The sequence below is a fragment of the Vibrio sp. 10N.222.54.A3 genome (assembly GCF_041474095.1).
Classification (GTDB): domain Bacteria; phylum Pseudomonadota; class Gammaproteobacteria; order Enterobacterales; family Vibrionaceae; genus Vibrio; species Vibrio crassostreae_C.
In genome coordinates this window covers 12,887-34,555 of sequence record NZ_JBFRTN010000033.1, presented here as the reverse complement: position 1 = coordinate 34,555, position 21,669 = coordinate 12,887, and the positions used below count along the sequence as shown (strand labels likewise).

The following is a 21,669-nucleotide window of genomic DNA, read 5'->3' as shown; positions in this document are numbered from 1 at the left end:
CTGAGCTAGTATCGCATTTCATTCTTATTATCTCTTAAATTATCAAACTAAGAGAAAGAATGGAGGCGCCTCCCGGAGTCGAACCGAGGTCCACGGATTTGCAATCCGCTGCATAGCCACTCTGCCAAGGCGCCTTTTTAATTCGACACTTTAGGGACTTAAGTAAATCGCACCGCTGTGTTCGGGTGCCTACTTTACGGATTGAGGAGAGATAGTCAAACAAAAAAGTGAATTTAAATTCCGTTTGCTGACATTTAAATCAAATTGCTGCATGTTCGATCTCTTCAATCAAAAAACACACAGCAAAATGGATTAAATTTAGGTGTCGTACGTTACCACTTCTTCATGAAACGACCGACAAGACTTGGGTGATACGCCCAACAATGGTCAAACATGGTCATGAGTTGAGGGTTACCATACTTAGAAAGACTCACCGCATGGAAACGGTTTTTGTGTTCTTTCAACTTTTCAACTTGAGCAATCATTTCGTCAGATTGTTTCGGTGCAATGAAATCCGAAAGTACGATTAAATCGGCATTCTTGTATTTATCACCAGTCATTAGGTCAATCGACTTCATGAGAACAGGTTCCAAATCCGTACCGCCGTGGAATGAGTAACTTAAGAAGTCGCTCGCTTCACGTAGGCCATCTTGCCTTGTTAACTCATAGGTAATCTGCTCAGAAGAAAAAAGAATCACATAACAGTCTCTCTCTTCTGCAAGAGCAATTTGCATTAAGGCATAAGCCATTGCTTTAGCAGACTGCTCAGGGAAACCACTCATAGAACCCGAAGCGTCCACACAGACGATAAACGGGCCCTTTTCAATATCGATGTTCTTGCTATCTGGTTTTTGCGCCTTCACTTTGCGTAACGTGCGTGATTTACCTTGCGAGCGATAGCTCAGTAAACGCTTGTCGGCCAAGTGCTTGTAAAAGATAACCTCAAGTTCAGGATAAGCTAAGAACATGGTTTCGTTTGGCAGCATCTTGTTAAGGTCATCACTTTCATGAATCCCGACAATATCATCGACCGCTTCATCGCTTTTCTCTTCAACCACCTGCAATTCTTCTACAGGGGCTTTGTGTAGCGAAGGATCATCTTCCTCACCAGCCATACGGCCTAGCTTTTCAGCGATCTCTTGCAAGCCCTTGTGCTTATTCAAGAACTCAGCATGACGTTTCATGATGGTAAGGTCTGTTTTGCTTAATTTGGCAGAAGCCATGTCCCACAAGCGCCCTACACTGCCTTCATCACCCGACTCAGTCACTTTATCCATGTTTTTCATGGTTTCCATGCGCTGATAAAGATCGGCTAAGACTTTTTCTTTGCTTGTTTCAAGTTCAGTTACTTGAGCTTGTTTAATCGCATCAGAAAGTGATTGGTACCATTGGTCGCAAAAGTAGTGTGGAAACATCGCGTTATAAACACCCTTGTTGTTCTCCATAAGGCGTCGAGCTTGTAGATAAAACGCTGAGTGCCACTCGAGCTTTTTGATAACACTGTCTATCTCATCAAAGAACTGAGGTTCATCCCAGTAAATCACTTCTTGATAAAGGGCGATTTCCTCTTGGAATCGATCAGTTTCACACACCTTGGTGACGCGTTTTTTAACTTTACCGCGCCATTTAACTAAGTGGTTTTTCACTGATGTTTTCACACCTTTGTTCTCTGCAGCCATCATGACTTGAGAACGAGCGATGAGATCATTCATCGCGGTATCAATGATTCCGGAATCAGCTACCATCAAAGCGAGGTTTAAGCCGTCTGCTCCTAACATATGCTCTCCTCTTACTCGAAGTACTGGCTCATAAACTTAATACGCTGAGCGATCTTGGCACTCTTCACTTTCGTGGTTTCAAGATCTTGCGTTACCGATTGCAAACTTGCTTCCATCGCTTTTGGTAAATCAGGGTCAATATAGTTATGAGGTAATGCATCATGGAATTCAGTACGAACGCGTTTTAACTTGAATTCAGCTTCAGTTAACTGTTCTAAGGCTTTCTCAGCGCCACTCAACCACTTGTTGTACAGTTCTTGGTCTAAACCGTCAGTAGTAACCACACTCACCAATACAGAGCGATTGGCGATGTCTTTAATCACTAATTGGTTTGATGCATCCAAGTCGAGTTTTAAACGGCATAGGTTTTTATTTTCGTTTACGTAACCGTAAATATCACCGTGACCTTCTTTAAGAACACGATCAAAATCGTCTTTGGCTACGTATACCCAACGGCTATCGCCTTTCTCAGATTCAGAAACCGACATGTTGCTTTGCAGCATAACCAGTTTCACTAGATTGTAAGCACTGCCCACGCTGTACATTTTCGCGTTCTTGATGTCATTCTGGTAAACATCTTTACGCAACAAGCCACTGGTTGACTCCATAGAAAGTGACACCGACAACGTTGATTCAACATCGTCTTGAATCTCTTCTAACTCTTCACGAGACATTTCAATTTGAGCTTTCGACTCTTGTTGATCAAACGCTCGGTTCAATGCAAAGTCTTTCACCACGCTACGAACCACATCACGTGATTCTGGGCTATGCCACAAACAATCTTGCAGAAGCATAATATCCAGCGGGTTCACGCTATCGCGACCACTGAAGAACGCACTCGCTTTCAATAGTTTAACGGCCTTCTTCCAGCGTCTGTCTGATACATACAATTCTGACTCTGAAGCAGAGCCTTGCTTCTTAACCGTCTCTTCAAGCATGGTTTTTAGTTCAAACAACTTATCAAACGAATTGTCTGTCAGTTCCAGCTTATCGAGCTCTTTCTGCCATTGATGGTATTCAATGTCCGTAATCGCCAAACCTTTTGGAATTACCGCTTCTTGAGAAGTACCCGTCGTCAGCATCGATTTGAAGTTTTGTTTGTTTTGAATACGGTTCACGAACACGCGTACCAACATACGGTCATAAAGTGCTTCCAAGCCGCTGTCTTCATCTGGAAGTTCGTTGGATGCCGATACTAGTAGACGCATCGGTACACGTTCAATATCACTGCCGTTTTTGAAAGTCTTTTCGTTAACGACAGTAAGTAGCGTGTTTAGGATTGCAGGGCCGGCTTTCCAGATCTCATCAAGGAATACAACTTGTGCTGTTGGTAGGTAACCTTCGGTCAGCCTTACATAACGACCGTTGTCTTTTAATTCTTGGATACTTAGCGGGCCGAACACTTCCTCTGGCGTAGAGAAACGTGTCATCAAATATTCAAAATAACTACTGTTGTCAAAAGCCTGAATAAGACGTTTTGCGATAAGGCTTTTTGCAATGCCCGGAGGGCCTAATAGAAACACGCTTTCACCAGCCAATGCAGCCAGTAAACATAGCTTAATCGTGTCTTCTCTTTCATAGACTCCATCAGAGAGAGCATGCGCTAATTTATTGATTCTTTCAGAGAGTAGCGCCTTGTCAGCATGTGAAGAAATAGAAGGGTTCATGCGTTACTCCGAAAATCTTTGAACAATTGAGAGTGTAGATATGTTTTTATACATTTGTTAGTACTTTGTTACAAGTGTATTTTATTATTGAGTTGCATTTATATCAGATGGTTACGTCGGTAATTTTGGCGCAATCATAGATTCCAATTATGAGAGTAACATCACGAACGGCGTGAAACTAAATCTATTGCTAACCCTAATTTTTCTTTTATTTTCGACACCATAGACGTTATGGTGGTGCACGTCTTCCGTTATACGAAAAATTGGCAAGGAATGTGGCCAGACTGCATGAGTAAAGTTATCCATAAATGGAAAAGTATTTCTCTCATAGAAGAGAACGTGACGCTCCCTACGAACGTCGTGGTAAAACATACAACAATCAATCACCCTGGCGCGGCAGTTATTCTTCCTATCACTTCGTCTGGAAAAATCATCCTCATTAACCAGTTCCGCCCTTCTCTAAAGAAATGGCTTTTGGAACTACCCGCAGGCACGATGGAAATAGATGAGACACCTCTTCAATGTGCCCAACGCGAACTGGAAGAAGAAACAGGTTACAGTGCAACTTCTTTTCAAAGCTTGGGGCAAGTCACCCCTTTGGCTGGCTTCTGTGATGAGATACAACATCTGTTTGTCGCAAAAGACTTAAGCCTCACTACCCGCTTTGAATGCGATGACGATGAAGTAATAGAAGTGATCGAACTGAGTTTAGAAGAACTGCACGGTAAAATACGACACGATCAAATCACTGATACCAAAACTATCGCTTGTTTAAGTAAAGCCCAACTATGTGGCCATCTATAGCCAATTATATGGCTACCTAAAGTACTCTAGGAGAGAAACATGGACTTTCGTTCTGATACCGTAACTAAACCTTCGCAAGCTATGCGTGACGCAATGGCAAACGCAGAAGTGGGCGATGATGTTTATGGCGATGACCCAACCGTCAACGAACTAGAACAGTGGGCAGCAAATGAGACAGGCTTTGAAGCGGCAATGTTTACCTCTTCAGGTACACAAGCCAACCTTCTTGGCTTAATGGCGCATTGTGAGCGTGGTGATGAATATCTGTGTGGCCAGCAGGCGCACAACTACAAATACGAAGCTGGCGGCGCTGCGGTCCTTGGTTCTATCCAACCTCAACCAATCGAGAATAACCCAGACGGTACTTTAGACTTTAAAAAGCTTGCCGCTGCGATTAAGCCCGACGACAGCCACTTTGCTCGTACCAAGCTTCTTAGTTTAGAAAACACGATCAATGGTAAAGTCCTGCCAATGTCTTATCTAGCGGAAGCACGTGAGTTCGTAAACCAACACAGACTTCAAATGCACCTAGATGGCGCGCGCGTCTATAACGCAGCAGTCGCATTAGATGTACACATCAAAGAGATCGCACAACATTTCGATTCTATGACGATTTGCTTATCGAAAGGTTTAGGCGCTCCTATTGGTTCATTACTTCTTGGCAACAAAGAATACATCGCAAAAGCACGTCGACTACGTAAAATGGTCGGTGGCGGTATGCGCCAAGCAGGTATTCTTGCCGCAGCGGGAAAAATGGCTTTAACAGAGAACGTTACTCAACTTAAAGCTGACCACGAGAACGCAAAAAATCTAGCGATTGGTTTAAGCAAACTAGAAGGTTTTTCTGTTAACCCTGATTTCATTCAAACTAACATTGTATTTGCTAAGTTAGATGAGTCTGTGGATATCAACCGAATCGCACGCGAACTGGGCGAACAAGGCATTACGATGTCACCAGGGAACCCTGTTCGATTTGTTACTCATAGAGATATCAGTTCAGAAGACATCGCTACTTTCCTAACTAAGTTGGAAAATGCGCTTTAAGCCATACTAAATGTTCACCCAGAACAAATAAGACTTGAGCTTCCTCTTAGGGGAAGCTTTATAATCATGTTTTTACCGGAGTAAAAACGTGCATTACCCAACCTTCGCTCTAATATTGCTAGCTCTTTCCTCTAACCTTCATGCCTCTGATTTTGGCGACGCTGAACTAGGTAAAGTTAAATCACCAAGCTGCGTTTTTTGTCATAACCCTACCAGTCAATCGACTAATAACTCCTATCCTAAGCTTTCTGGCCAAGATCCAACCTATCTCTTTAATACAATGAAAGCGTATCAAACCGGAGATAGGCAGGGCGATTACGCGGATATGATGCGAGCGCAACTAAGTAAGCTTAACGATCAAGATTTGAAAGACATAGCGGCTTTTTACGCTTTACAATATTAGCGGCTCCCACCTTCAATAGGTCAATCATCAGCTAAATAAACATCACCAAGTCGCCTATACTTCAAGCAAACTCACTGAGCTCATTGAAGGTCGGGATAGATATACCTTTACACGTATCATCCAACCCTTACAATGTGCAGCAAATATATTTATCAAGGTTTATCTCTATGTCTATTCAATGGTTTCCGGGTCACATGCATAAAGCCCGTAAAGAAATCGAAGAAGTTATCCCACAAGTTGATGTGATCATCGAAGTACTGGACGCTCGTATCCCGTTCAGTAGTGAAAACCCAATGATCTCTTCACTGCGCGGCGATAAGCCTTGTGTAAAAGTGTTAAACAAGCGCGATCTTGCAGACCCTGAGCTAACTGAGCGTTGGATTGAGCACTTCGAAAAAGAGCAAGGTGTTAAGGCTATTGCGATTACCACCAGCGCTAAAGAAGAAGTTAACCACGTTATGGAGCTAGTGCGTAAACTGGCACCGCACCGTGAACAGATGGGCAAGAACATTCGCACGATGATCATGGGCATCCCGAACGTAGGTAAATCGACAATCATCAACTGCTTGGCCGGACGTACGATTGCGGTAACTGGTAACCAACCTGCAGTAACTCGTCGCCAACAACGTATCAATCTGCAAAACGGCGTGATCCTTTCAGATACTCCTGGGATCCTTTGGCCTAAAGTAGAAAACCCACACAGTGGCTTCCGCCTAGCCGCTACTGGCGCGGTAAAAGATACGGCAATGGAATACGATGAAGTGGCATTCTACACGGTCGAGTACTTAGCAAAACAGTACCCTAACCTTTTGCAAGAGCGCTACCAAATTGAAGAGCTGCCTGAGTCTGACATCGAACTGATGGAAGCGATTGGCCGTAAGCGTGGTGCACTTCGTGCCGGTGGTCATATCGACATTCACAAATGTTCAGAAATCCTGCTTCACGAATTGCGTAATGGCACTTTAGGTAAGGTAACGCTTGAGTTGCCAGAAATGATCACACAAGAGCTGATCGAAGTTGAAGAAGCGGCTGCGCTGAAAGCGGAACAACAGATTAAGAAAAAAGAAGAGCGTCGTAAGCGTTACCTGAAGAACAAGCGTTAATCGCGATTAGTTTTTATAATCTGCTTTAATTTCTGTTTACCACTCTTACACCAGCCTCTAGATATTCACGCTCTATCGATAATAGAGCGTGAATATTGCCCGCTACCGTTTGTTGATCTAGCTAACATACTGACAAATCTATAGAAATGGTCGTTTACAATCCCAAAGACTGTGACATACTACGCAAATTATTGTGTATCAATCTCGGCTAATTTCTCAATGCGCTCTTATTCTGGGTTCAAGAATCAAAGATTTAAAACCTATTTCGATAATGAAATTTATTTGCCGTACATAAATTTCATCTACATCCCTATCTCAATATTCTGTGCTTTTATCGTCACCGACTACATCCACTTTGGTAGCGAGTGCATTACGCCTATCATTTTCCGAGTCATATTTTTTTTATTGATGATGGCCGCCGCCAGATACTGTATTACAAACAAACCCAACGTTTTGGAACTCGTAGAAAGTGCCTTCCTTGTAATTAGCTCACTTTTCTTGGTCTATGTCGGTCGACTAGCCATCGAGCTGAACAACTTCGATTACCAAGGTGGCATCATTTTAGTGATGATCTACATTGGTACGTTTTCAAGATTGTCAGCCAGATACAGTATATCTACGCTGTCGTTTATCTTTTTGGCTTATCTCATCGGCCTTGCGCCACTGCTTTATGAAGCGGAGCCAGAGCATGAAATAGAAACAATTTCCGTTTATATCTCGGCTTACATCCTAATCTCAGCGGCCTGTGTTAGACGTGACCTGGAAGTACACAAACGTTTCGCTCAATCCGAGCAACTCCGCAAACAAGCGATTCAGCTTCGCAAGCAATCTAATATGTTCGAGGCCCTTTCCTATCAAGACGCACTAACGGGCTGCTACAACCGCCTTTATCTTCATCAGGTGATAGAACCGAGCATAGACCGTCAGCGATCCATTACATCGCTCATGATAGATATTGATCATTTCAAATCGATTAACGACACCTACGGCCATCAAATGGGTGACATGGTGATTAAAGAACTGGCCGATGAGATTCAAAAACGACTACCGACTAGCAGTAACTGCTTTCGATACGGCGGTGAAGAGTTTTTGGTGCTGGTCCAAGGAGAAACCGAGGCTTCAATTGAATCGCTGGTTAATGCCCTTTTAGAATCCCCTACTCGCCTTAGATTAGAAGTAACAATTTCAATCGGTGTGAAACATGCCCCTCAAGCCCTTGGTTCTGTCGAGCAGCTTATCGACGACGCTGACCAAGCACTCTACATTTCGAAAAAAGGCGGTAGGAATAAGATCACATGGTGTGATTAATCGCCCAATATTTCACGCATCTTTGCGAATCATTAAAACGACCACTAATTCAATCAAAAAAGCCCCGAGCAACTTAATACTCGGGGCTTTTGTCTTTGTTCTTCTGCTTTAAAATAGCTTCGTTAAGAACCTGCTACTCAGCAAAAAAACAGTATTCAACAAGAATCGACTAAGAATACACAACGCTCGCTGTTTTCTGTTCAAGTTCAACGGGAGAGCTCCAAGAAATCACTTTTTCATTCACTTGGCTGCCACATGGTGCGTTCCAAACTTGCTCTAGTTCTTCTTTGCCACCAATCGCCTGATAAAAAGCAATCGCTTGGTGGTTCTCAGACATCACCTCTAGGTAAAGCCCTGAGTCCGAATAGTATTGCTGCAACCACTTCGACAATTCAGACAACAGACGCTTGCCTACACCTCGTCCACGATAATTATTATCTACATGTAACGCATCGATGAACGTACCACGCTCAAAGTTGTGATTACCGAACGCGCAGACAAAACCAACCAGTAAACCGCCTTCCTCAAGCAATAAAACATGTTGGTTGAAAGGAGGATTAATCAAACGAGTCTGCCAAATAACAGATCTGTCCTCCAAAACATCATGTTCTAGGTAATCATCAGCAAGAATGCCACGGTAATATAGCTTCCAGCTATCCGCGTGTAATTGGGCAATCCGCTCATAATCTTTATATTCAGCTACCTTAATTTCCATTTATTAGCCCTTAGTACTTCCATTTATGACTTGCTACTACATTTCACACTACCTTTATACAATATTTAAGCAAAACATACTAATACACGTTTACACTTTCAATATTGACTTACACGTGTACGCTGATATTCTAGCGCACAGATGTAAGCCCAATGGAAATTTGCTAATGAATAGTGCCGACAAACAATCTACAAAAAAGCCGCCATTAATCTGGCTCAATATTTTTGTGTTCTCTTTTAGTATGCTGCTTGCTGTTGTAGCGGCTCCCGTTTATGGCTACTTTTTTGGCTATGGCATGGAGCACTGGATATGGCTAGCAATCTGCTTTACGTTCTGTAACCTTTCAATCACGACAGGTTATCACCGCTTATGGTCACATAAAGCGTTTGAAGCGCATTCAAGCCTAAGATTCCTGTTTGCATTAGGTGGTGCATTTGCCCTGCAGAACAGCGCGCTACACTGGTCTTCTGATCACCGTGTTCACCACAAGCATGTCGATAACAACGACAAAGACCCATACTCTGCAAAACGTGGATTTTGGTACTCACACATTGGCTGGATGATTCGTAATTACAGCACCTCAATGTACGAAAACTACGAAAACTGCCGTGACCTTAAAAAAGATAAGATTGTTATGTGGCAGCACAAGCACTATGTTCTGTTAGCATTACTAATGAATTTCGGTGTTCCTATCGCTTTAGGCGTGATTTACGGTGACGTGATTGGCATGTTGTTAATCGTAGGTGCAGTTCGTTTGGTACTTAACCACCACACCACATTCTTTATTAACTCTCTTGCTCACATCTGGGGTAGCCAACCTTTTACTGACAAAAACACAGCGCGTGATAACGGTGTGTTAGCGGTTCTTACTTTTGGCGAAGGCTACCATAACTTCCACCACATCTTTGAGAACGACTACCGTAACGGCATCTACTGGTGGCAATACGATCCAACAAAGTGGCTGATCAAGAGTGCTTCGTTGATGGGACTGGCAAGTAAGCTTAAGAAAACCCCTCAAGCTCGTATTGAGAAAGCTGAAGCGTCAATGTTACTTAAACGCACCCAGCAAAAAATCATGCATCGTGCCGACAAGCAACAAATCTCAGAGAAGCTTCAACAAGAGTTTGATGCTCTAGTATCAAACATGAACGAATATTACGAAGTTAAAAAACAGCTACTTGAAAGCAAGCGCGAAGACGTTGTGAAGAAGTACGAACACTCTGTTCTTAAGGTTCGTTATCAGCAAATCAAAATGAATTTCGAACAACAGAAGAAAAATTGGGCAATGACGGTTGAGCAATACGCTTAAGGTAAGACAGTACGCTTAACACCCCAGTAACAACACAGTTTGATTCTTATTCAAAAGCCCTCATATTGCTATGAGGGCTTTTTTTAATAAGCATAACCTACTCGGCTCTGGCCCTATGCTCTCGAGTTTGAATTGTGGATGGTAAGAACCATAGTTATTGGATTTCAGAACTCTTTCTTCATTCTGAATTTATACTTATATTACTTAAACTTACCGAGTTTAAAGCGAAGGAATTGAAAATGAGCAAACTGACTATTATTGCAACGATCGTCTCTAAAGAAGACAAAACTGAGCTTGTAAAAGCTGAGATGATTAAATTGATCGATAAAACCCGTGTTGAAGACGGCTGTATTAACTACGATCTGCACCAAGATAACAGTAACCCTGCTCACTTCGTTTTTCATGAGAACTGGGAGTCTGAAGTTCATCTAGAGAAACACTTAGCGAGCCAACACATCGCTGACTACATGGCTGCGACTGAAGGTTGTATTGAAACCTTTGTGCTTAATAAAATGACGCACATTGCCTAACCAGTCACTCAGTACTAATTCAATAAAAAGCCCTGCTCTGATCGCAGGGTTTGTCTTTTCTACAAGCTTATATCTGCTCATTCTAATAATGAAAAAACCCGCCAGAGTAGCGGGTATGGCCAATAATCATGACTGTCAAAGACAGATAGGTAACAACCATCAATCCAATATTGAGTACCACTTTACAGTGGCACTCTGACATTTCTTTTGCTGATCGCTAGCACGGGGGCACTAGTTAAAAGCACGAGCCAAAATGCCATTCCCTTGATATTGGTAAACACTTGAATTACTACTTACAAAGACCGATTCTCCGGGCTTAAGAGAAACTGACCGCCCTTCTGAAGTGACGGTCGCCTCTCCTTCCACACAGAACAAGATCTCCGCGCTACGTAGATACTGTGACTTGCTCTCATCAGTCGCAGACAAGATATCAAAGCCAAAGTCATCCACTGGAATCGGATAACTCATCTTGCCCTCTTTCAATACAGGCTTAAGGCGGATATCTTCTGGCTTAATCGGCTCAAAGATTGTGTTATCGATAAGCTCAGGAACGTCTATGTACTTGGGGGTGAGACCGGCACGAAGCACATTGTCTGAGTTTGCCATAATCTCTAAACCCGTACCCTGAACATAAGCATGTGGGGTTTCTGCGAATAGGAACATCGCTTCACCCGGCGCCAGTTCAACCGTGTTAAGCATTAATGGCGCAAATAAGCCAATATCACCAGGATAATGCTGTTTGAATTCGATGCTGTATTGAAGAGCTTCACGCCCCATGACCGTTTTGGCTGGTCGCGCATGTGCAGCATAAAGCTCATTAAGCGCAGACGCTTTGCGGTCACCTTCAAGAGACATAATGGCGCTAAAGAACGACTTCAAAGAATCACTGTCGGCATTGGCTTTTAGTACATTAAGCTCAATCGCTAACGAAGGAATATCCGCTTCTTCGAACAAGGCAATAATGTCGTCGATTGGACGAAAGCCATTCATCGCTTTGTAGAAGGTCAACGCATAAACCAACTCAGGTTTATGGTTTGGATCTTTGTAGTTGCGATTAGACGCATTCAAAGGGATACCAAGTGCATTCTCACGCTCAAAACCTAATTCTGATTTTCGCTTGTTCGGGTGAACCTGAATCGATAACGGTGTTTCAGCGGCCAACACCTTAAACAAGAAAGGCAATTCACCGAAACGAGCCGCCGTGTATCCGCCTAAGACATCGATTTTGTTTTCATCAATCATGTGAGAAAGCGATTCACCGGTATCGCCTACCTTTGAACAACCATTTGGATGAGCACCCATCCAAATTTCTGCTTGAGGTTCCTGGTTTGGGTTCACAATACCAAACAATTGGTTAATGGAGTCTTTGCTTCCCCATGCGTAGTTTTGAATAACGTTGTCGAGTTTAAATAGAGACATAATTACTTCTCATTAAAAATCTGGCTACCAAGCTTGAGCGTGGCGGCGATATTACGGGCAGTGCGAGTCAGGTTTTGATTCGCTTCTGATAAAACTTGGTCTAAAGACTGAGGTGAACGTACGGTTCCAAATAAGCTAGACATTGAGCCGTAAAGTTTTTCAACGTCTTGCCCCAAAGAGCCCGCAATTCCAATGGTTGGAATACTCAACTTTTGAGCTCGCTGAGCGATGCCGAAAGGTGTTTTACCTTGCAGGGTTTGGTTGTCCATCTGCCCCTCTCCGGTCACGACCAGTGAAGCACCTTCAAGAACCTTATCTGCATCCAAGGCATCTAATACCATCTCAATACCCGCTTTAATTTGGATATTGAATGCAAGACTTAACCCCAGAGGTGTACCACCAGCAGCACCAAATCCAGCTGTGTCGCGATGATTAGTACCCGTATGTGCTTGAGCGATATCGGCAAAGTGCCCGATCGCAGTATCAAGTTGTTCAACTTGAGCTTTTGATGCGCCTTTTTGCGGACCAAACACAGTACTGGCTCCGCTTTCGCCACATAATGGATTATTCACATCACACGCGACCACGAACGTCACTTCTTTGCATCTAGGGTGCAGTCCTTCAAGATCGATGCTTGCTAACCGGCTTAATTCGGCGCCGCCACCAGATAGCTCGTTGCCTTGCTTGTCTAATAACTTGCCTCCCAACGCTTGTAAGATGCCAGCACCTGCATCATTGGTTGCGCTGCCGCCCAAACCAATAATGATTTGTTCAACACCTTGATCTAGCGCATCTTTGATCAATAGCCCAGTACCAAACGAAGATGCGGTTAACGGTGCTCTTTCTTCTACGGTTAATAGGTCTAAACCCGATGCTTGAGCAAATTCCACCAAGGCAGTTTTTACGTTGGCGCCATCAACAGTCTGTTCCAACGAAGCCCAATAAGCCGTACATTCACGCCCGATTGGATCCGTCGTGTGCAGCAGTTGCTTCTTACCATTGAGCGCCTCTAGCAACACGTCTACCGTGCCTTCTCCGCCATCGGCGAGTGGCATTTTCACAAACTCTGCGTAAGGGAAAACATCGGCAAATCCACGCTCAATGCAAGACGCAACTTGATGAGCGTCGAGTGATTCTTTAAATGAATCAGGGGCAATTACAATTTTCATTGTCGTTCACCATTCCCGCCCACCAAGGTGAGCGGGTTATCGAAATTAGAATTTGATTTGGAATGTTTTTGCTTGGCAAGGTGCTATCTGGCCGAACTCTTCAGATGCTACATCACCTTCGCGTACGCGCTCGTCCATGCTTGTCTCTTTCCAGCTTGAAACCGCTTGAGTAAAAGAGATTGAATCCGATACTGAACCCGATTCTGCCGGGTTGTAGACACGCATGATCAGTGCATCTTCGTCTTCCGCTTTCTTCAGCACACTCAACACCGCGCCTGATTGTTGCTTAGACAGAAGGCTAAAACTCATAGGTAGGTTCTGCTCACCCACGTTGAGCTTCATCGCGTTGTAAGGGATCTTGTTGTAGCATTCGATTAGAGTGACATTGTCACGTGCTTGCGCCATGATGTTCGCGTCAATATGGTTACCAGAGAAGCCACACAGTGTGAATTCACACACTAATTTGCCGCGCACTTGTGAATCTGGGGTCGGGATCTTGATACCAGAAGGACGCCCCGGACGAAGCAATAGCTCTTCTTTACCCAACACGCCAATACCACGGAATAGTGTCAGTGCGAAGGTATCTCTATTTTCGTCACCTTTAGATGCAATCACTTCAAATTCACGCAGACCATTCGACATAATAGCCATACCCGCTTTGCCGTTTTCTAGCGCAGCAAAGTTCATTAACTGATACACAGGAACCGGTGCTTCTTTCCACTTCTCTTCTTCCCAAACCGCCATTGCAGGGTCATTGGTTGGTCGAGTAATACAACCGAACTGGTTATCTGCTACCACAGTTTCAGAAATAAATGGCGTAGGTACTAATACACGTACACGGTGGTCGTCGGCTTGGTTGTCCAATTCCATACGGACTTCGATGCGGCGAGAACCTTGCTTCAATACCACTTGGCATTGCGCTTCAACGAATCCATTTTGACCCGTGCGTTCTTCACGCTCTGTAAGGTTTGCTGGCACGTTCATGCGGAAAGCGATGTTTGCTACCGATTGGAAACCTTGGTGGTCAATTGATGTTTCTACCGGGAATTCATCTGAGTACAGTAACCATTCTTGACGAGATGGAGAGTAATCGTACTCATCACCGTCATCAGAACCGTCTTCCAAACGAAGTACTTGGTCGAATACTTGCTCTGTCTCTTTATCGAAAATAGTCAGAGTACCGTTGTCGTTTACATTAATTCGGTAGTATTCGTTCTCTAGCAAGTAGTCTTTCTGCTCTGCGACTTTAACTGCGCCCTTCTCATTACCTTGGATGTGTAACGTGGTGAAACCCATCGCTGGTACAGTGCGTTTGATTTGAATATCAAACTCCATGAAAGGGTCGTAGTTGCCGTAGTGAACGATTTGACGGTCTACTTTACCTGGGTCGATTTGGCGCTTGTCTTGGATGAAGTATTCAACTGGGTTTTCGTTTTCATCAAAGATAGAAAATTCTTGAGCACGGATAGTGATGGTTGTGTTCACCACTTCTTCACGCTCGTATGGAGAAAGGTTGAACATCGCCAGTTTGTCGCAACCTTCGCGATCTGGCATGTGGTCAACAATCTTACGCTTGTAGAAGTGAATCAGGTTGGTCGCCATGTCGTCAGCAAGGATGTAACGGTTTAAGATTTCAGCGTGTACCTTGTCTGAACAACAGCAACCAATAGAGTCATGAGCGTGGTTCTTCATGCTCTCTTTCCACATTTTCTCAATCAAACCGTGGTGGTATTCAAAACCTAATGTCCAAGCGATAGACGCTAGCGGTTCTAAGATGTTTACAATCTTGTTTTCGATTTCTGCGTGGATCAGTTTGATGTCCATACGCGTAGAAGAGATCGTACGGTGAACACGCATGTATTTACCGTCGTTGAACTCGCCTTTGATTGTGTCGAGTTGGTCGCGCGCTGCTTCTACTTTCTCGAATACTTCTTCAAAGCGACTCATTGAGAACTCGCGATCTGGGTAGATTTCGCGAAGCTTGTCCATTACTTCAAAGATGTCTTTTTGAATCGGCATTTGGTCGTGGCCGTTCGGTAGCAAGATATCTTTAGTCACCGATGGCTTTTCTAGCACTGGGAAGTACTTATCTAAACGAGCGCGTAGACCTTCTTCATCTTGCGGAAGGTATTTACCAATCGCGTAACCCAGTGGAAGCACTTGTGCAGTCACTTCACTGCCGTCATTAGACTGCCATAAGAATTCTGTTTTATTCGTGCCATGACGCTCTGAACAACCACGCCAGAACATTGCACGCGTGATGTCGAAACCGTTGTAGATCATCGGCAGCTGTGAGCTCATGCTGAATGAATCTGGTAGGTAACCGATCTTCATTGCATCGCCAAATTTCATACAGTCACGAATGCCATACATCATGTTACGCACAATCGACTCACCAGAAACTTGCATTGTGTCGGTTTGAGAATACCAAGGGCCAATAATAAGCTTGCCCGCTTCAACCAATGCTTTTACGCGTTCTGTGTTCTCTGGTTTGATCGCAAAGTAGTCTTCTAGAACAGCGGTTTGACCATCTAGAACGTAGTATTTGTATTCTGGATCACTCTCCAGACGGTTCATGATTTCTTCCATGTTGTTCACAAGAAGAATGCGAGACTCTTCTGTTGTGAAATACCATTCACGATCCCAGTGCATGTGTGGAGTAATATGTACGCGTGATGTAGTCATAATCATTTACCTAAATGTGTCGCTTCGAGTAAAACTAAAGTTCGAACCCAAATACGACTAAATTAAAGTTTTTCAAGGGGTTAAAATTGGCTGCCACTAAATTTAGGGTGCAGAAAACCACGCCCAGAATCTGTGTGAATAAAACCGTTAGGAGCACAGGTATTTAGGACAGCCAGTTGTTTGTTATTTTTTATATATTGATTTCGCAGTGAGTTAGGAGCTAACTCAAAATTCAGTTAGTTCTGTGTTGCAGTACTTGCTTCAAACTTACCCTTTTTTACAGCATGACCACGCCACATCAGAAGAGTAACAGTTGAAATCACTGTGCCGACAATCGCAGCACCAAACCAGATTGCAGCAGCAGAGAATGCGCCCAAACCAGAATCGTGTAACAAGAAGATAGAGAAGATACCTGCGCCCGGAGTCGATAGACCAATACCTGCCGCACCAACCATCGCGCCTGTCACTACAGAGCCTAGTAGGAACGAACCGATTACACGGATTGGATCTTCAATCGCCATTGGAATTGCACCTTCAGTAATACCCGCTAGGCCAAGTAGCCAAGTTGATTTACCGGTTTCAATCTCAAAGTCTTTGAATAAGCGTGGAGCAATCATGGTTGAAGCCGTTACAGTGAACGCCGATACCATTTTTACTGAGCCAAAGATTGCGTAAGGACCATAAACACCGTTTGCCATTGCACCTAAACAGAATGCGTAAGCAGCTTTGTTTACCGGGCCACCTAGGTCGAATGATACAAACAGACCTAAAATTGCACCCAATAACAACGCATTGGTGCCTGACATACCGTTCAACCAGTCCGTTAAACCTTGGTTTAAGAACGCAACAGGTTTACCGATAACAAACAGCATCAAGCTACCCGCGACCAAAGTACCAATCACAGGGTAAAGGTAGAAAGTGAGGAAACCGTTAAACGCAGGACCCAAGCGAACATGCTCTTTTACCCAACGCATTACGTAACCAGCAATCAAACCACCAACAACACCGCCTAGGAAACCTGAACCAATGATGTTTGCAGCAATACCCGCAGCAAAACCAGGACCAAGTGCCGGTTTGTCGGCTAATGAGTAAGCTGTGTAAGCTGCCAGTACTGGCACCATTAATGTACCCAGTAGGCCACCACCTAATTTACGATACATCCATAACCAAGAATCTTTTGTTGCGTAAAGCTCTTGCAGGTCAAAAATTTGCGCGATAAGAACAGCAACCGCAAGAACAGTACCACCAGCAACGATAAGAGGAACTGCGTAAGAAATACCAGAAAGCAGCGCTTGTTTAAGCTCAGTTTTCAGTGGCAGTTTTTTCGGTTTGTCATCAGTAGCCACTGTGCGTTCTGCACCGTTACCTTTTTTCGACTCTTCAATCGCTTCATTTAGAATGCGTTCACCGTGTTTAATCGGTTCTGCAACTGGCGTTTCAACACGAGGGATTCCATTAAAACGATCCGCTTCTTTAATCGCGACTTCAGCAGCAAATACACAAGCCACGGCATTGTTTAATTGCTCAGCCGTCAAACGATCTTCAATGCCATTTGCGCCCTGCTTTTCAACATGAACCTTGTAGCCAAGCTTTTTTCCCGCTTTTTCTAGGTACTCAGCCGCCATATAGGTGTGAGCAATGCCTGCTGGGCAAGCAGTAACACATACAATTGTCGGCGCATTTGTATCTAAGTTGTCTTGTTTTTCTTCTTGCTGATTATCGCCATCAAGAAGCGCGAAGATTTCATCAGCGGTTGTTGCTTTTAATACTGCTTCACGAACATCGTCATCAACCAATGTGGTTGTCAGTTCGGTCAGCAGGTGCATGTGGGTAGAACCCGCTTCTGCATTTGGAATCGCAATTAGGAAGATAAGATTTACATCTTCGTCTTCATCCAAGCCTTTCCATTTCATGTCTTCTTTAAGCGTTGCTACAGCGAAGCCAGCTTCTTTAACCGCGTCAGTCTTGCCATGCGGTACTGCTAGGCCTTCACCAAGCGCTGTCGGGCCTTGCTCTTCACGAGCAAATACTGCATCAAGGTACTCTTGCTTGTTATGCAGTTTGCCTTGCTGATCCAGTTGGTCAGCAAGTGCGTAAATCGCTTCTTCTCGACTGCTAAACGTAGTTTGCAGATTTACGAGCGACTTATTCGTTAGAGTAGTAAGTTTCATAACCTTTGTCCCATAGTCACGGATTAGTACGACAGTCGTCCCTGTCGACGAGAAGAATAATACAACTTCAAGACATTTAATCCGTGATCACGATCTCATCAATACATATTTGTATTTAATTTGTATTTAAATCGTATTGGTAAATCCTTTAAGAAAGCTTGTTATGTATCGTTTAATTTGTATTATATGTACTACAAAACGCCGATACGACGCTCACACTAACCTTTAAAGCAAGGCTTATATAGAGCAAATTTACGTATTTAAGGTACAGGTTGTTAATCAAAGTCTAGTTGTCCTAGCGCACAAATGAGGCAAAAATGGCAAGACTCCCTATGTATCGCCAAATCGCCGATGCAATAAGAGAAAAGATCAGTTCTGGTGAATATAAAGTTGGAGAAGCACTCCCAACGGAAGCGCAATTGCGTGAAGTATTCTCGGTAAGCCGTGTAACGGTTAGGCAAGCACTGAAACTACTGATCGAAAACGATGAGCTTGAAAGCGTTCAAGGCAGCGGTACTTACGTCAAAGAGAACAAGATCAATTACGACATCTACAAACAGTCGAGCTTTCAAGAAAAGTGGGCGCATTTGGATGTGGTTACACACAGTGATGTTCTAGCCTTTGAAATGAAGCCCTGTTCTTTGGCGATGTCTGAACATCTAGATATTAAAGAAGGCGAATTAGTTTTCTACGTAAAGCGTGTTCGCTTCATAGACAACAATCCAATCACGGTTGAAGAAACTTGGTTACCTGTTGCCCTATTCCCAGATCTCACCTATCAAGTGATGCAGACATCAAAATACGACTTTATTGAGAACACCAAAGGCATGGTGATTGATCGAAGTGAGCAGGAATTGGTACCGATTCTTCCGCCTGAAGACGTTGCTAAACAGTTAGGTATTGACCCTGCTCAACCGATTATTGAAAAACGTACTCGTGGTTACCTAGCTAACAACACAGTATTTGAATACAGCCGCAACTACTTCACATCTAACGATTACCGATTCACTTTGGTCGCAAGACGCCAGAGATAATGCTCATCAGCGAGTTTCGATAATAGCAAAATGACCAACACAGAGAGCGCCTTGTTCTCTGTGTTTCTATGCTGTTAACTCAATCATAAAACCAACTTTCCTACCCAAATATTCCTAAACCAATATCAAGTAACCTCACGAAAGATCATTCACATTCATTTAAATACTGTTCTGGCGCTTTGACCATAAACTAAGCGCCAAATTACAAGAACAACAGTCGACAGGAATGTAGATGAATACCAAACAACTTGAGGACGCTGTAAGTGAAGTGAGCTTATTCAATCAGCACCTCCACTTAATCCAATCCGTGCATACCATTCCGACCCCAAAAATGAATTGGGAGTCGATTGCGATGGAACCTGCGCCGACAATGCCAACGGTTCGATTCGATCACTGTCTACTCATCAGACTAACACTTAGTTCGTCGTGTTAAATCACTTTATATACAAAACCATTATGTCGAAACACACTATCTCACGAACATCGCACCCATTAGCAAATACAATTTCATACACACGATTCCTACCAAAGCTACCTTTAGTTCTAATCGCTTTCTCTATGCCCCTATTCGCAGAAGAAGTTGAAGAAGTGGTACTCGAGGACGAAGTCGTATTAAATGAAGGTTCTGAGTTAAACGAAGAAGCTGAAGAATCGCCTTATTATAACTTGTGTTTTAGCGCTTACTTATGGGAAGTAAGTAGGCGTTAAACATAAGTAATCTTTAAATGTAAGTAAGCTTAAAAGCTAAGATTCTCACCTCTTTACTCCGATAAATACCCACTTCGTTACACGTTTCCTTCCAAAGTACAAAAAATACTCGCGATTTATAAAACAACACCACCATATGCAAATAGAACAACCAAAGGTGATCCAAGTTATATTCTAACAAGCCACAAAATTTGTTTATTAACATCTAAACAACAGTAGTTATTCACGATTTACAACCACAATTAACATCGAAAAAAATGTTTGTCTTAGATCATATCAACCTCAACTATGCCTCGTGCCACAGTGCAGTTTTCTGTACATTCATTGTCATATTCTGAAACACTTTCTTATATTTTTTAAACTTTGTGGAGATTTATATGTTAGAGCTCTTGATCGGATTAGTGATTACTATTGCTGTTGGTTACTTTATTGTAAAAGGCTATAAAGCGGCGGGTGTATTACTAACTGCTGGCCTTGCCCTACTTCTTATCACCGGCCTTATTGGTCACACAGTCTTACCAGCTAAGGTAGCTTCAACAGGTAACATGGTTACCGACTCACTAGAATTTGTTAAATACATGCTTCAGTACCGCGGGGGCGGCCTAGGCATGCAAATCATGCTTCTTTGTGGTTTTGCTTCTTACATGACGCACATTGGTGCTAACAACGTGGTAGTGAAACAGTTCTCTAAACCGCTTGCTGCGATCAAATCTCCCTATGTACTTCTTGTTGCGGCTTACATCGTAGCGTGTCTGATGTCTCTAGCAGTAAGTTCTGCAACGGGTCTTGGTGTGCTATTGATGGCAACCCTATTCCCAATGATGACGGCAATGGGTATTTCTCGCCCAGCGGCAGTTGCAGTTTGTGCGTCACCTGCAGCCATCATTCTTTCACCAACGTCTGGTGATGTGGTTATCGCGGCAGAAAAATCAGGCATGTCTCTTGATGTGTTTGCTGTTCAAACGGTACTGCCTGTTTCTATCTGTGCGATCATCGTGATGGCGGGTGCGGCTTTCTTCTGGAACAAATACCTAGATAAGAAAGAAAACACACCAATGGAAAAAGTAGACGTTTCTGAAATCGAAACAACGGCGCCGGCTTTCTACGCTGCACTTCCATTCCTACCTATCATCGGCGTTTTCCTATTCAACGGTCGTACGATTCCAGGGCTTTCACTTGATATCTACACTATTGTGGTAGGTTCTATCTTCGTAGGCGCAGTTATCGATTACGTTGTTAAGAAGTTTGACGGCGAGAAAACACTAGAAGATCTAGACTCTTGCTACCAAGGCATGGCTGACGCGTTCAAAGGCGTGGTAATGCTGTTGGTTGCGGCGGGCGTATTTGCTCAAGGTCTAATGTCTATCGGTGCAATTGATAACCTAATCGGTCTTGCCGAATCTGCAGGCGCAGGCGGTATCGCATTGATGCTTATCCTCACAGGTCTAACGGTTGCTGCGGCAATTGCGACAGGTTCAGGTAATGCACCTTTCTATGCATTCGTAGAACTGGCTCCATCATTAGCGGCGAAAATGGGCTTGAACCCAGCGTTCCTAATCATCCCAATGCTTCAAGCATCGAACCTAGGTCGTACAATTTCACCAGTATCTGGCGTAATCGTAGCGACTTCTGGTATGGGTAAAATCAGCCCATTTGAAGTCGTAAAACGTACGTCTGTACCCGTAATCTGTGGTCTTATTACGGTTATCTTCGGTACGCTTGTATTGGTTCCAATGTCGGCGTAAGCCTTAAGTTTCTAATCTCAAAGAGCGAAGAACAAACGAACACCAATACTGAATATAAAATGCGTAAACAAAAAGGC

Annotated in this window: 18 protein-coding genes and 1 tRNA gene; 11 read left to right on the top strand and 8 right to left on the bottom strand. The window is 43.6% G+C overall.

Annotated features, from left to right (window positions below; genetic code table 11):
• Positions 1-60: 60 nt before the first annotated feature.
• From AB4507_RS08950 to AB4507_RS08940, 3 genes are all read right to left on the bottom strand, one after another.
• Positions 61-134 (bottom strand) — tRNA-Cys (locus tag AB4507_RS08950).
• A gap of 198 nt (positions 135-332) precedes the next feature.
• Positions 333-1,778 (bottom strand): ATPase RavA stimulator ViaA, encoded by a 1,446-nt coding sequence (gene viaA / locus AB4507_RS08945; protein WP_017064542.1) that lies wholly within the window; start codon positions 1,776-1,778, stop codon positions 333-335.
• Positions 1,779-1,789: 11 nt separating this feature from the next.
• Positions 1,790-3,445 carry an ATPase RavA domain-containing protein gene (locus AB4507_RS08940; RefSeq protein WP_017067123.1) on the bottom strand — a complete coding sequence of 552 codons (1,656 nt, stop codon included), beginning with the start codon at positions 3,443-3,445 and terminating at the stop codon, positions 1,790-1,792.
• Between the two features lie 288 nt (positions 3,446-3,733).
• Here AB4507_RS08940 and AB4507_RS08935 point away from each other — a divergent pair, with 288 nt between their 5' ends.
• The 5 genes from AB4507_RS08935 to AB4507_RS08915 all read left to right on the top strand — a co-directional run bounded on the left by AB4507_RS08935 (position 3,734) and on the right by AB4507_RS08915 (position 8,107).
• Positions 3,734-4,249 (top strand): NUDIX hydrolase, encoded by a 516-nt coding sequence (locus AB4507_RS08935; protein ID WP_372110487.1) that lies wholly within the window; start codon positions 3,734-3,736, stop codon positions 4,247-4,249.
• Positions 4,250-4,288: 39 nt separating this feature from the next.
• Positions 4,289-5,293, top strand: a complete 1,005-nt coding sequence (ltaE, locus tag AB4507_RS08930; RefSeq protein ID WP_372055212.1) for a low-specificity L-threonine aldolase — start codon at positions 4,289-4,291, stop codon at positions 5,291-5,293.
• 88 nt (positions 5,294-5,381) lie between these two features.
• Positions 5,382-5,696, top strand: a complete 315-nt coding sequence (locus tag AB4507_RS08925) for a cytochrome c (protein ID WP_372127122.1) — start codon at positions 5,382-5,384, stop codon at positions 5,694-5,696.
• 167 nt (positions 5,697-5,863) lie between these two features.
• Positions 5,864-6,799 carry a ribosome biogenesis GTPase YlqF gene (ylqF, locus tag AB4507_RS08920; RefSeq protein ID WP_009845440.1) on the top strand — a complete coding sequence of 312 codons (936 nt, stop codon included), beginning with the start codon at positions 5,864-5,866 and terminating at the stop codon, positions 6,797-6,799.
• 282 nt (positions 6,800-7,081) lie between these two features.
• Positions 7,082-8,107 carry a GGDEF domain-containing protein gene (locus tag AB4507_RS08915; RefSeq protein WP_372182552.1) on the top strand — a complete coding sequence of 342 codons (1,026 nt, stop codon included), beginning with the start codon at positions 7,082-7,084 and terminating at the stop codon, positions 8,105-8,107.
• Between the two features lie 169 nt (positions 8,108-8,276).
• Here AB4507_RS08915 and AB4507_RS08910 read toward each other — a convergent pair whose 3' ends face one another.
• On the bottom strand, positions 8,277-8,822 hold the full coding sequence (locus AB4507_RS08910) for an N-acetyltransferase (protein WP_017062600.1): 546 nt from the start codon (positions 8,820-8,822) through the stop codon (positions 8,277-8,279).
• Positions 8,823-8,988: 166 nt separating this feature from the next.
• Between AB4507_RS08910 and AB4507_RS08905 the strand changes: the two genes are divergently transcribed.
• Both AB4507_RS08905 and AB4507_RS08900 read left to right on the top strand, forming a co-directional pair.
• Positions 8,989-10,131: an acyl-CoA desaturase gene (locus AB4507_RS08905; protein WP_372182551.1), complete on the top strand. Its 1,143-nt coding sequence runs from the start codon at positions 8,989-8,991 to the stop codon at positions 10,129-10,131.
• Positions 10,132-10,370: 239 nt separating this feature from the next.
• A complete protein-coding gene (locus AB4507_RS08900) occupies positions 10,371-10,661 on the top strand; it encodes a putative quinol monooxygenase (RefSeq protein WP_017062602.1) in 291 nt (96 codons plus the stop codon).
• A gap of 231 nt (positions 10,662-10,892) precedes the next feature.
• On the opposite strand, the gene manA is transcribed toward AB4507_RS08900, so the two are convergent.
• From manA to mngA, 4 genes are all read right to left on the bottom strand, one after another.
• Entirely contained in the window at positions 10,893-12,080 is a 1,188-nt protein-coding gene (manA, locus tag AB4507_RS08895) for a mannose-6-phosphate isomerase, class I (protein ID WP_017070588.1), read from the bottom strand.
• A gap of 2 nt (positions 12,081-12,082) precedes the next feature.
• Positions 12,083-13,249 carry a glycerate kinase gene (locus AB4507_RS08890; protein WP_372131598.1) on the bottom strand — a complete coding sequence of 389 codons (1,167 nt, stop codon included), beginning with the start codon at positions 13,247-13,249 and terminating at the stop codon, positions 12,083-12,085.
• A gap of 45 nt (positions 13,250-13,294) precedes the next feature.
• Positions 13,295-15,934 carry a mannosylglycerate hydrolase gene (gene mngB, locus AB4507_RS08885; RefSeq protein ID WP_372182549.1) on the bottom strand — a complete coding sequence of 880 codons (2,640 nt, stop codon included), beginning with the start codon at positions 15,932-15,934 and terminating at the stop codon, positions 13,295-13,297.
• Positions 15,935-16,170: 236 nt separating this feature from the next.
• Entirely contained in the window at positions 16,171-18,105 is a 1,935-nt protein-coding gene (gene mngA, locus AB4507_RS08880; RefSeq protein WP_372182548.1) for a PTS 2-O-a-mannosyl-D-glycerate transporter subunit IIABC, read from the bottom strand.
• 317 nt (positions 18,106-18,422) lie between these two features.
• On the opposite strand from mngA, the gene AB4507_RS08875 reads away from it, so the two are divergent.
• From AB4507_RS08875 to dcuC, 4 genes are all read left to right on the top strand, one after another.
• Positions 18,423-19,139: a GntR family transcriptional regulator gene (locus AB4507_RS08875; RefSeq protein ID WP_004731293.1), complete on the top strand. Its 717-nt coding sequence runs from the start codon at positions 18,423-18,425 to the stop codon at positions 19,137-19,139.
• Between the two features lie 232 nt (positions 19,140-19,371).
• Positions 19,372-19,572, top strand: coding sequence for a hypothetical protein (locus AB4507_RS08870; RefSeq protein WP_080582262.1), 201 nt, complete (start codon positions 19,372-19,374; stop codon positions 19,570-19,572).
• A gap of 23 nt (positions 19,573-19,595) precedes the next feature.
• The gene (locus AB4507_RS08865) at positions 19,596-19,847 is read left to right on the top strand and encodes a hypothetical protein (RefSeq protein ID WP_133151380.1); all 252 of its coding nucleotides are present in this window, start codon (positions 19,596-19,598) and stop codon (positions 19,845-19,847) included.
• Positions 19,848-20,224: 377 nt separating this feature from the next.
• Positions 20,225-21,592 carry an anaerobic C4-dicarboxylate transporter DcuC gene (gene dcuC, locus AB4507_RS08860; RefSeq protein WP_017062608.1) on the top strand — a complete coding sequence of 456 codons (1,368 nt, stop codon included), beginning with the start codon at positions 20,225-20,227 and terminating at the stop codon, positions 21,590-21,592.
• Positions 21,593-21,669 lie beyond the last annotated feature (77 nt).

What these genes read in the sequence shown, in the direction of transcription:
- mngA (WP_372182548.1), bottom strand. Translation starts at nt 18,105, where the DNA reads ATGAAACTTACTACTCTAACGAATAAGTCGCTCGTAAATCTGCAAACT.
- AB4507_RS08875 (WP_004731293.1), top strand. Translation starts at nt 18,423, where the DNA reads ATGGCAAGACTCCCTATGTATCGCCAAATCGCCGATGCAATAAGAGAA.
- dcuC (WP_017062608.1), top strand. Translation starts at nt 20,225, where the DNA reads ATGTTAGAGCTCTTGATCGGATTAGTGATTACTATTGCTGTTGGTTAC.
- viaA (WP_017064542.1), bottom strand. Translation starts at nt 1,778, where the DNA reads ATGTTAGGAGCAGACGGCTTAAACCTCGCTTTGATGGTAGCTGATTCC.
- AB4507_RS08870 (WP_080582262.1), top strand. Translation starts at nt 19,372, where the DNA reads ATGAATACCAAACAACTTGAGGACGCTGTAAGTGAAGTGAGCTTATTC.
- manA (WP_017070588.1), bottom strand. Translation starts at nt 12,080, where the DNA reads ATGTCTCTATTTAAACTCGACAACGTTATTCAAAACTACGCATGGGGA.
- AB4507_RS08900 (WP_017062602.1), top strand. Translation starts at nt 10,371, where the DNA reads ATGAGCAAACTGACTATTATTGCAACGATCGTCTCTAAAGAAGACAAA.
- ltaE (WP_372055212.1), top strand. Translation starts at nt 4,289, where the DNA reads ATGGACTTTCGTTCTGATACCGTAACTAAACCTTCGCAAGCTATGCGT.
- AB4507_RS08940 (WP_017067123.1), bottom strand. Translation starts at nt 3,445, where the DNA reads ATGAACCCTTCTATTTCTTCACATGCTGACAAGGCGCTACTCTCTGAA.
- AB4507_RS08890 (WP_372131598.1), bottom strand. Translation starts at nt 13,249, where the DNA reads ATGAAAATTGTAATTGCCCCTGATTCATTTAAAGAATCACTCGACGCT.
- AB4507_RS08865 (WP_133151380.1), top strand. Translation starts at nt 19,596, where the DNA reads ATGTCGAAACACACTATCTCACGAACATCGCACCCATTAGCAAATACA.
- AB4507_RS08905 (WP_372182551.1), top strand. Translation starts at nt 8,989, where the DNA reads ATGAATAGTGCCGACAAACAATCTACAAAAAAGCCGCCATTAATCTGG.
- mngB (WP_372182549.1), bottom strand. Translation starts at nt 15,934, where the DNA reads ATGACTACATCACGCGTACATATTACTCCACACATGCACTGGGATCGT.
- ylqF (WP_009845440.1), top strand. Translation starts at nt 5,864, where the DNA reads ATGTCTATTCAATGGTTTCCGGGTCACATGCATAAAGCCCGTAAAGAA.
- AB4507_RS08910 (WP_017062600.1), bottom strand. Translation starts at nt 8,822, where the DNA reads ATGGAAATTAAGGTAGCTGAATATAAAGATTATGAGCGGATTGCCCAA.
- AB4507_RS08935 (WP_372110487.1), top strand. Translation starts at nt 3,734, where the DNA reads ATGAGTAAAGTTATCCATAAATGGAAAAGTATTTCTCTCATAGAAGAG.